10 protein-coding genes are annotated in these 11118 nt (G+C 35.0%); all 10 read left to right on the forward strand.

Annotated elements, in window-relative coordinates:
* Positions 1-9 precede the first annotated feature (9 nt).
* The 10 genes from RTW14_RS01560 (at position 10) to rfbH (ending at position 11093) form a co-directional block, all read left to right on the forward strand.
* Complete coding sequence (locus tag RTW14_RS01560; protein ID WP_312647677.1) at positions 10-582, forward strand: hypothetical protein; 573 nt, start codon at positions 10-12, stop codon at positions 580-582.
* Positions 583-620: 38 nt separating this feature from the next.
* Positions 621-1883: a flagellin lysine-N-methylase gene (gene fliB, locus RTW14_RS01565; RefSeq protein WP_312647679.1), complete on the forward strand. Its 1263-nt coding sequence runs from the start codon at positions 621-623 to the stop codon at positions 1881-1883.
* A 138-nt stretch (positions 1884-2021) separates the two neighbouring features.
* On the forward strand, positions 2022-3401 hold the full coding sequence (locus tag RTW14_RS01570) for a sugar phosphate nucleotidyltransferase (protein WP_312647680.1): 1380 nt from the start codon (positions 2022-2024) through the stop codon (positions 3399-3401).
* Between the two features lie 32 nt (positions 3402-3433).
* Positions 3434-4516, forward strand: coding sequence for a GDP-mannose 4,6-dehydratase (gmd, locus tag RTW14_RS01575; protein ID WP_312647681.1), 1083 nt, complete (start codon positions 3434-3436; stop codon positions 4514-4516).
* Between the two features lie 11 nt (positions 4517-4527).
* Positions 4528-5460: a GDP-L-fucose synthase family protein gene (locus RTW14_RS01580; RefSeq protein WP_312647683.1), complete on the forward strand. Its 933-nt coding sequence runs from the start codon at positions 4528-4530 to the stop codon at positions 5458-5460.
* Between the two features lie 28 nt (positions 5461-5488).
* Positions 5489-6643, forward strand: coding sequence for a DegT/DnrJ/EryC1/StrS family aminotransferase (locus RTW14_RS01585; protein ID WP_312647684.1), 1155 nt, complete (start codon positions 5489-5491; stop codon positions 6641-6643).
* Between the two features lie 235 nt (positions 6644-6878).
* The gene (gene rfbF, locus RTW14_RS01590) at positions 6879-7655 is read left to right on the forward strand and encodes a glucose-1-phosphate cytidylyltransferase (protein WP_312647685.1); all 777 of its coding nucleotides are present in this window, start codon (positions 6879-6881) and stop codon (positions 7653-7655) included.
* A 60-nt stretch (positions 7656-7715) separates the two neighbouring features.
* Positions 7716-8639 (forward strand): alpha-1,2-fucosyltransferase, encoded by a 924-nt coding sequence (locus RTW14_RS01595; RefSeq protein WP_312647687.1) that lies wholly within the window; start codon positions 7716-7718, stop codon positions 8637-8639.
* Between the two features lie 3 nt (positions 8640-8642).
* The gene (gene rfbG / locus RTW14_RS01600) at positions 8643-9728 is read left to right on the forward strand and encodes a CDP-glucose 4,6-dehydratase (protein ID WP_312647688.1); all 1086 of its coding nucleotides are present in this window, start codon (positions 8643-8645) and stop codon (positions 9726-9728) included.
* Between the two features lie 21 nt (positions 9729-9749).
* A complete protein-coding gene (rfbH, locus tag RTW14_RS01605; RefSeq protein ID WP_312647689.1) occupies positions 9750-11093 on the forward strand; it encodes a lipopolysaccharide biosynthesis protein RfbH in 1344 nt (447 codons plus the stop codon).
* Positions 11094-11118: the final 25 nt, after the last annotated feature.

An 11118-nucleotide genomic window follows, 5' to 3' on the forward strand; every position in this document is an offset into this window, starting at 1 on the left:
GAGGGCGTCATGAGTATTAGTTCGATTGCATTAAATGCGAATTCAGCAGGTAATAGTTATAAAAGTCTTAATTATGGGCAGGGTTATGGAAATTATCAGAATCAGTACAATGCCGAAGATAAGACCAGTCAAAATAAAGGGCAGTTTAGTATGAATCATTCTGCAAATTCTTCTGTAGATCAGGATGTAGATATGACAAACCCTACGGAGCAGGCTGCACAAAGTAAAAAAATTGACAATGGTGAATGTGAGACTTGTAAAAATAGAAAATATCAAGATGTTTCAGACGACTCCGGAGTTTCCTATCAAACTCCTACTAAGATTTCGCCCAGTAATGCCGCATCTGCAGTTATGAGCCATGAGCAGGAACACGTAGTTCGAAATCAGGCTAAGGCAGAGAGGGACGATAGAGAAGTGCTGTCTCAATCTGTGGTGCTGCACACTGCTATATGCCCTGAATGTGGGAAAGCATATGTTTCAGGGGGTACCACCACAACGGTAACAAAAGCAGATACCAGCGATGTTGAAGGAATGCCTACAGAGGATAATGGATTGGGCGGAAGGTTGGATGTAATAGTATAGATAATATAATGAATGCTTGAAATAGTAGGGAGGAATAAATGGATAATAACTATGCCGTTTTTAAAGTAAATATATATGATGAATTCGCCTGCATTGAATCAAAATGTAAACAAAACTGCTGTCGTGCTGGATGGGATATAATTTGGAGTAAGAATGAATGCGAAAAAATATACAAGTCTAAGGCTTTAAAAAAATCTTTTCACCAAATGGAAAAACATTTTGTAAAGTGCAATGGAACTCAAAAGTATATGAAACTGAAAAATACGATAGAGGATGCATGTCCATTTCTTTCTGAGCAAAATTTATGTAGAATTCAATTAACAACTAATTATAATTATTTATCACAAACTTGCAAAGTATACCCACGCTTGCTGATGGAATATAAGGATTACTTTGAGTTTTCTATTTCATCAGGTTGTGAAAAAGTAGTTGAAATGCTTTTGGAAAACAGGGAAGCACTTGGATTTACTCAGTCAAATAATAACTTAGCGGAGATTAGAAATTCATATGGGCGAAGTGGTAAAGATTTTCCGTCAAACATATATAAAGACCGTCCTATTTTAAATTATTGGATTGATATAAAATACTTGGTAATAGAGATACTAAGTGATCGGAGCTATTCAATTGAAGAACGGCTTTTTATTACAGGGATGGCCATGGAGTTGTTAAGAGATATCGAAAATGAAGGTAATGTAGAGATTATTCCACAGTTTGTGGATATGTTTTTATCCGAAAATAGCTGTGGAAAAATAAAACAACAATTAAACAGTATAGAAATAAATAAAGAAAATAGAGTAATTCATTGTCTAAGTTATATGACACTTATATTTTATCAAGAAAAATCTTGCAAAAGCATACTAGAAAAAGGACAAAAAAATATAGGGGTAGATGTAGGAAAAGTTGAAGAAGTGAATCAAGTAAAGAATTTTACGATATCTACTGATTATGATAAAGCTGCTTATGCAACATGTGAGAAGCTTTATTTGGATTTTATAGCGGATAAAGAGTATTTTTTGGAAAATGTGCTTATATTAAACTTTACTAATATGTGTATGCCATTTTGTGATACCAGTAAAGATATTTTTGATAATTATTATACATTCATTATCTGTTTTTGTATTTTTAAGTTTGCTTTGACTACAAATACGGATGAGAATTTTAGTATTGAAGAGTTAATTAGAATAACAGTTTTAAGTTCAAGGTCTATGGCGCATAATTCAAAGATCGTTCCTTTATTAGATGAATTTAGATTACAGTTTAAGGATATTAATTTAGATAATATGGCAAATTTATTGCTCTAAACACAATTTAATCTCAATAATCCTCCAGATTAGTTGGAGGATTATTTTTAATATTGACACTTGTACTAATTCTATTATGATTTGTGGTAAAATGTCGATATATAAACAATACTAAGGACGAAAAATAGGTGATTTATTATGCATTTGATTATGTTATCCGGAGGCTCGGGACAAAGGCTTTGGCCTTTGTCAAACCATGTACGCTCAAAACAGTTTTTAAAGATACTTGACGGAATAGATGGAAGAAAAGAGTCTATGGTTCAGAGAGTATATAGACAGCTTAAAGAGGTTGGAGGATGGGACTCGGTGTCCGTAGTTGCGGGAATTACACAAAGAGAACAGATTATATCTCAACTTGGAACAGAGGTAAACTTAATAGTGGAACCTGACAGAAGAGATACTTTCCCTGCCATAGCATTGGCATGCTCATATTTATATAGTGAAAAAAAGATAAGACCAGATGAAAATGTAGTTGTCCTTCCAATAGATTCTTACGTAGAAAATGAATATTTTGAAAAACTAGAAGACATTTCGAAAGTATTAGATTCTAATGACGTTGAACTGGTACTTTTGGGAGCTGTACCTGTAAAACCGTCAGAAAAGTATGGGTATATTGTGCCTAAACGACAAGATAACAGCAATCACAATTTGAAAACCCAATCACATAATAAAAATCAAGAATTTAACGTAGCATACTTTAAAGAGAAACCTGAACTAAAAACAGCAGAACAATTAATACAAAATGGCGCCCTTTGGAACTGTGGAGTATTTGGACTTAAACTTGGGTATGTGTTTGACATTTTAAAAGAGAAATATGGCACGACAGATTTTTCGTTTAATAATTTACAAAAATCTTTTAAGAACCTAAAGAAAACTAGCTTTGACTATGAGGTCGTTGAAAAAGCAGAAAATATTAAAGTAATAAAATATCAAGGCCAGTGGAAAGACCTAGGAACATGGGAAACTCTTACAGAGGAACTGGGAGAAGCCACCATAGGTAATGCGACAATTGACTGCTTATGTACGAATACGCATATTATCAATGAGCTTGATGTTCCAGTTATTGCAATGGGAATTCAGGATAGCGTGGTTGTAGCAAGTCATGACGGCATATTGGTTGCAAATAAAGGGGAAACTTACAGGCTTAAAGAATTTTCAGGAATAACAATGGGCAGGCCTATGTGTGAAGAACGCCGCTGGGGCAAATACATAGTGTTAGAACATGGACAGTCTTCTGAAGGGCAGGAGGTTCTGACAAAGCGGCTTCATATACATACTGGAAAGCAGATAAGCTATCAATACCATAATCATAGAAAAGAAGTCTGGACAATAGTTGGTGGATTTGGAGAATTATACCTTGAAGATAAAATCTATGAAGTGAAGTGCGGCGATGTAATTGTTATTGAACCTAAGATGAAACATGGCATTAAGGCTATACAAGAATTGGAAATAATTGAAGTGCAAATGGGAGACCAGCTTATAGAAGAAGATATAATAAGACTTGAATTAGAGTGGTAATGGTAAAAGTGTAAAACTGGAAAGGCTATGAAATGAATAAAGTTGCATTGATAACAGGAATAACAGGACAAGATGGATCATACCTGGCAGAACTTTTGCTTGAAAAGGGATATGATGTACATGGAATTCTTCGAAGAAGCTCCTCTTTTAATACTGACAGAATAGAACATTTATATATAGATGAATTAATTGAAGATATGCATAAGGAAAGAAAGCTAAAGCTTCATTATGGGGATATGACGGATTCAACGAATCTTGTTTCCATTATACAAAAAGTGAAGCCTGATGAAATATACAATCTTGCGGCACAATCCCATGTTAAAGTCTCTTTTGAAGTACCTGAATATACAGCAAATGCAGATGGAATAGGCACTTTAAGATTACTTGAATCCATAAGGCTGCTGGAAATGGAAAAGCATACAAGAATTTATCAAGCCTCTACCTCAGAACTGTTTGGAAAGGTTCAGGAAGTACCGCAGAATGAAAACACACCCTTTTATCCAATGAGCCCATATGGTGTGGCAAAAATGTATGCCTTTTGGATCACAAGAAATTACCGTGAAGCCTATGAGATGTTTGCATCAAATGGTATTTTGTTTAATCATGAATCTCCAAGAAGAGGTGAAACCTTTGTAACAAGGAAAATTACCCTTGCGGCGGCAAGAATTAAGCAAGGTAAGCAAAAGAAACTATATTTGGGGAACTTAAATGCCAAAAGAGACTGGGGCCATGCAAAGGATTATGTGGAATGTATGTGGAGAATATTACAGCATGAAAAACCAGATGATTTTGTCATTGCCACAGGCGAGATGCACACAGTAAGAGAATTTTGTGATTTAGCCTTTAAAGCAGTAGGGATTCATTTGGAATGGCAGGGAGAAGGAATAGAAGAAAGAGGTATTGACATTAAAACCGGAAATATTTTGATAGAAGTTGACCCTAAGTATTTTAGGCCTACAGAAGTAGAACAGCTTTTAGGAGATCCTTCAAAAGCAAAAAAACAGCTTGGATGGAATCCAACCCAGACAAAGTTTGAACAGCTAGTAAGTGAAATGGCAGAAGCAGATATGAAATATGTTAGGAAAGAGGAACATATAAGAAAAGCGTTCGATTAGGGTGTACAAAAATGAAGAAAAATTCAAAGATATATGTAGCAGGTCATAGGGGACTTGTTGGTTCTGCAATAGTTAGAAATCTTAAAGCTCAGGGATATACAAATTTAATCCTAAGAACCCATGAGGAACTAGACCTTACCAGACAGGAAAGAGTTGAAGCATTTTTTTTACAAGAAAAACCTGATTATGTTTTCCTTGCTGCCGCTAAGGTTGGTGGAATTGGAGCTAACGTAAAATATCCCGTAGAGTTTCTAATGGACAATCTGCTGATACAAAACAATATATTAAAAGCTGCATTTGAAAATAAAGTAGAGAAGCTTATGTTTTTAGGCAGTTCTTGTATTTATCCTACCAAAGCGCCTCAACCGTTAAAAGAAGAATATTTACTTACAGGGTTGCTTGAACCCACCAATGAAGGCTATGCATTAGCCAAGATTGCAGGGCTTAAAGCCTGTGAATACTATAACAGGCAATATGGAGCTAAATTTATTAGTGTTATGCCCCCCAATTTATATGGCATAAATGATAATTTTAACCTTGAAAATGCACATATAGTTGCATCTTTGATCGGTAAAATGCATGAAGCAAAGCTGTCGGGAGCACCTCAAATTGAAGTTTGGGGTACAGGTAATCAGTATAGAGAGCTTATGTTTGTGGATGATATGGCAGAAGCAACTATTTATTTTATGTGTACTTATGATAAACCTGAGTTTATAAATATAGGGCTTGGAAAAGACTATACCGTCCGAGAAATTGCAGAAACCATTAAAGAAGTAGTTGGTTACACTGGAGAAATTTGGTTTAATACAGAAAAGCCTGATGGAATGTACAGAAAAGTTCTTGATGTAAGTAAAATGCAAAAATTAGGCTGGAGCTATAAAACAGAATTGCGTGAGGGACTTGAAAAAACATATAATTGGTATTTAGAAAATAGAGCACGATAACAAATCACAATAGAAAATGGGGAAAGATATGATAATTAACTATCCACTTGCAAGTGATACGTGGGATGAGAAAGAAATAGAGGCAATTAATAGAGTGATTGCTAGTAATAGATTCAGTATGGGAAATGAAGTGGCTGCATTTGAACGAGAATTTGCGAATTACTTTGGCAGCAAATATGCTGTAATGGTTAATTCTGGATCATCGGCTAACCTTATAGCAGTAGCAGCTGTTGTTTTGTCAGAAAAATATGGGTTGTCAAAGGAAGATGAAGTAATCGTGCCTGCTGTATCATGGGCAACCACGTATACGCCGCTTCACCAACATGGACTTAAGCTTAGATTTGTGGACGTTGATGTTGAAACCTTGAATATTAATCTGGATAAGCTGGAAGAAGCTATTACCGATGAAACAAAAGCTGTATTTGCAGTTAACTTGCTTGGCAATCCAAATGAATTTGACAGATTAAAGGCTATATGTGAAAAGCATAAGTTGATTTTGATGGAAGATAATTGTGAATCCATGGGAGCCAAGTATAAAGGAAAGTACACAGGAACATTTGGTGTATTTGGAACCTTTAGTACTTTTTATTCACATCATATGGCTACTATGGAAGGTGGAATGATTCTCACAGATGATGATGAACTCTATGAAATAATGGTTTCAATACGTTCCCACGGCTGGACAAGAAATCTTAGCAAAGAAAGCAAATTCAATACTTCAGCAGATGAGTTTTATAGCTTATTTAATTTTGTGCTCCCAGGATATAATGTCAGACCTATAGAAATGGAGGCGGCTATTGGGAGAGAACAATTAAAAAAGCTGGAAGTGTTTTTGGAAAATAGAAGAGAAAACGGAAAATGTTTTGAAGAATTGGTTGCTAGTAAAAGTAATATATCTACTCAGAAAAATGTGGATGAAAGTTCATATTTCGGATTCCCTATTCTATTTAATACTTCGGAGGAAAGAACAAAGGCAGTAAAACTGTTTCGGGAATTAAATATTGAATGCAGGCCTATAGTAGCAGGAAATTTTACTAGAAATGAAGTGATAAAGTTTTTTGATTACAGTATATATGGAGAGTTGAAAAATGCTGACAAGATTCACGATTGTGGATTGTTTATTGGAAATCATCATTTGGATTGTATAAATCAGATAAAGACTATAGTAAATATAATTAAATAACAATATAAAAAACATAAACTTAAAAAGGCAGCCTGACATAGGTATTTTATACTTTGATGTCAGAGCTGCCTTTATTACACGAGGCAGTTAATACTTGGAATTTCTAGATACTAGATAAATGTTAAGTTTTGTAGTAAAATGTCGATATATTAATTAATGAAATGTAGAATTTACTTAGGAATTATATTCAAAATGAATTGAAGACAATGTCACCAAAAGGAGTTGGATAGTATAGATGAAAGTAGTAATTTTAGCAGGAGGCTTGGGCACACGTATATCCGAAGAAAGTCATTTAAAACCAAAACCAATGATTGAAATTGGTGACAGACCTATACTTTGGCATATCATGAAACACTATTCTTATTATGGATTTAATGAGTTTATCATTTGTTTGGGATACAAGGGACATATGATAAAGGAATTCTTTGCAGATTATTATCTGCACATGTCTGATGTCACCTTTGACTTTACCGCTGAAAACAAAATGGAGATTCATCAAAATGTAGCAGAACCATGGAAAGTTACTTTGGTTGATACAGGCTTAAATACCCAGACCGGAGGCAGACTGGCAAGAGTTAAAAAGTATATAAGCGATGAACGATTTATGTTGACATATGGAGATGGTGTAAGCAATGTAAACTTACAAAAGCTTTTAAGTTTTCATGAGAAAAATAAAAAAATGGTAACCATAACAGCCATCCAGCCTGGAGGGCGTTTTGGCATGCTTGATATAAATGAAGAAACGCAACAATTAAATGGCTTTGTAGAAAAAGCCAAGGAAGATGGTGGCTGGATTAATGGCGGCTTCATGGTGATGGAACCAGATGTGTTTGATTATCTGGAGGGTGATAATTGTGTGCTTGAGAAACAGCCAATGAGAAATATGACAACAGAAGGAAAGACTTGTGCTTATAAGCATACAGGCTTTTGGCAGTGTATGGATACACAGAGAGATAAGGGAATGCTTACCGCACTTTGGGAATCGGGAAAAGCCCCTTGGAAAATGTGGTAATAAAACAATAAAAAAATTAAATTTTAAGTGTAAACAACTATAGTATATAAGGAGAAGCATGTGAAAATTGCATTATTTAATGGTGGGTTAGGGAATCAGGTTTTTCAGTATATTTTTGCTAGATATATTGAGGAATCAACTGGAGAAATATGTTTCCTAGATGATTCCTACTTTTATCTAACGGAAGAAAAAAGAAAACAAGAAGAAAAAGGTGGAATTGTAACTGTCCATAACGGTTATGAGATAGAGAAAGTGTTTCCCAATGCAAAAGCTAGTTTATTGAGTAAACAGTTTACTGCAGATGTTTGGAATTATATGATGGAAAATAAGCGTTTAGGAATATCCATTGAGCAGCAGCTTCTGGATGCAGGCTTAAATATATCAGTAATAAGGGAGACTGGAGAAGTCTCTTTTAATGGAAATATATTTGATGCTCCACCGAATGAATTCTCTCCGCAAATTTCTAATTTACCTAGGGATTTAGATTTATATTATTCAGGGTACTGGATAAATAAAGGATGGTTTGCAGCTAATAGTGAGATATTAAGACACGAGTTAAAGTTTCCAAGCATTACAGATAAAATAAATATGGAGTATCAAGAAGCAATTGTGAAAACTAATTCAGTTGCAGTACATATTCGCAGAGGGGATTTTGTAACAATTGGATGGGCATTATCTGAAGAATACTATGCAAATGCTGTTAATGTTATGAAAAACAATTTTAATGACGCTATTTTTTATATATTTTCAGATGATTTAAATTGGTGCAAAGAAAATGCGGAAACACTAGGTTTAAACCTAGGAAAGGATAAAGCAATTTATGTGGATGGAAATTATGATAGGGAGAATAACTATATTGACATGCAGCTTATGAGCACTTGTAAACATATGATTATTTCAAACAGCAGTTTTTCCTATTTAGCCGCATTATTAAATGAAAATAAAGATAAGCTAGTTATCAATCCAACCAATAGAGAGGTATAGTAGGTGTACAAAGATAAAAAGGTATTTATAACAGGTCATACTGGATTTAAGGGAAGCTGGCTCTGTGCAGTTTTGTGTTACTTAGGAGCTGAGGTAACTGGGTTTTCTTTGCAACCAGAGAGTGAACCTAACCTTTTTGGATTGGCAGGTATTGAAAAAGATGTTAAGTCAGTTTATGGAGACATAAGAGATTTAAAAGCACTTAATCAGGCATTAAATGATAGTAAAGCAGAAATTGTTTTTCATATGGCGGCTCAGCCTTTGGTAAGAGAATCCTATGTTAATCCAAGATATACATATGAAGTGAATGTTATGGGAACCGTAAATTTGTTAGAAGCGGTTAGAAATTGTGCTTCTGTAAGGTCAGTAGTAAATGTTACTACTGATAAGGTGTATGAGAATAAGGAACGACAGGAAGGTTACATTGAAAATGACAGGCTTGATGGATATGATCCTTATGCCAACAGTAAATCCTGCAGCGAATTAATAACTGCAAGTTATAGAAGAAGCTTTTTCTCTGAGCAGGTTCAGTCGGGAAGAAAAGTGGCTATCTCTACGGCAAGAGCTGGAAATGTAATTGGCGGCGGTGATTTTGCAAAGGACAGAATTATCCCTGATTGTGCAAGGACGGCACTTGGAATGAATACTAATGAAAATATTATTATTCGGAATCCCAATGCTATCAGACCGTATCAACATGTATTGGAACCGTTATTTGCATATTTAGAAATTGCCATGAGACAGTACCAAGATATTTCTTATAGTGGAGCTTATAACATAGGACCAAAAGAAGAGGATTGCATCACAACAAAAGAATTGGTAGAAATGTTCTGCAAGGAATGGCAAGATGATTTAAGTTGGCAAGTGCAACAAAATGAAACTGAAAATCAACAGAAACATGAGGCTAATTTTTTAAAATTAAATTCAAGAAAAATAAGAGAAACTTTTAAATATGAGCCAAGGTGGAATATAGAAAAGGCAATAGAAAAGACTGCTGAATGGTATAAGTGTTATCACCAGAATGGTGACAATCGGCAATGCATGGAGAAGCAAATAAAAGATTTTATTCAAGATAATCGCAAAGAATAGATTTAATTTAGTGGAGAGAATATGGTTAATGAGCAAGAAGCTTCAGATAGAAAGCAAATTTTAAAATTAGTAGCCCAATATGCTGAAAAGTATCATCAAAGGAAACCTTATGAGGCGGGTCATCGAATAAATTATGCGGGAAGAGTTTATGGAAAAGAAGAAATGAGTGCCTTAGTAGACAGTGCACTGGAATTTTGGCTGACCGCAGGGAAACATACAGAGCAGTTTGAACGGGAGTTTGCAGATTATTTAGGATCCCAGTTCTGTTGTTTGGTAAATTCAGGTTCTTCAGCTAATCTGTTGGCATTTATGGCATTGACTTCACCGTTATTGGAAGAAAGAACAATTAAGCGTGGTGATGAGGTTATTACGGTTGCAGCTGGATTCCCCACCACTATTGCACCTATAGTACAGTATGGAGCTATTCCAGTATTTGTTGATGTAACCATACCTGAGTACAACATAGATGTTACATTATTGGAAAAGGCTTTAAGCCATAAGACAAAAGCTGTGATGCTCGCGCATACTCTTGGGAATCCTTTCGATATAAAAGCAGTAATGGAGTTTTGCAAAAAACATAACTTATGGTTAATTGAAGACAACTGCGATGCTTTAGGGTCTAAATACATTTTAGATGATAAAGTGAATTATACAGGGACTATAGGCGACATTGGTACTTCAAGTTTTTATCCACCGCATCATATGACCATGGGTGAGGGGGGAGCTGTTTATACAGATAATCCATTGCTAAATAAAATAATCAGATCCATGAGGGACTGGGGCAGAGATTGTAGCTGTCCTTCAGGAATGGATAACTTATGTGGACATAGGTTTGACAAACAATATGGACAACTTCCAATGGGATATGATCATAAGTACGTTTATTCCCATTTTGGATATAATCTAAAAGCGACAGATATGCAGGCAACCATTGGAGTAGAGCAACTGAAAAGAATGCCTGAATTCATAGAAAAGAGAATACATAATTTTAATAGACTAGCAGACGGGTTAAAAGAGCTTGAGGATAAAATTATTCTTCCACAAGCTACGGAAAGTTCAGAACCCAGTTGGTTTGGATTTATGTTGACTTGTAAAGAAGGAGTATCACGAGATAAAATGGTACAATTCCTTGAATATAATGGAATACAGACAAGAATGCTGTTTGCGGGTAATATGATTAAACAGCCATGCTTTGATGAAATGCGTAAAGATAATCATGGGTTTAGAGTAGTAAGAGCACTGACGAATACAGATATAATCATGAGAGACAGCTTTTGGGTAGGTGTTTACCCAGGGATGACAGATGAAATGATTGATTATATGATTGAAAAAATATATGAATTTATAAGAAATGCTAGAGTTTAATTTGGCATACAGGCTAAGAGAGAAA

The organism is Aminipila sp., from assembly GCF_032051575.1.
Lineage (GTDB): Bacteria > Bacillota > Clostridia > Peptostreptococcales > Anaerovoracaceae > Aminipila.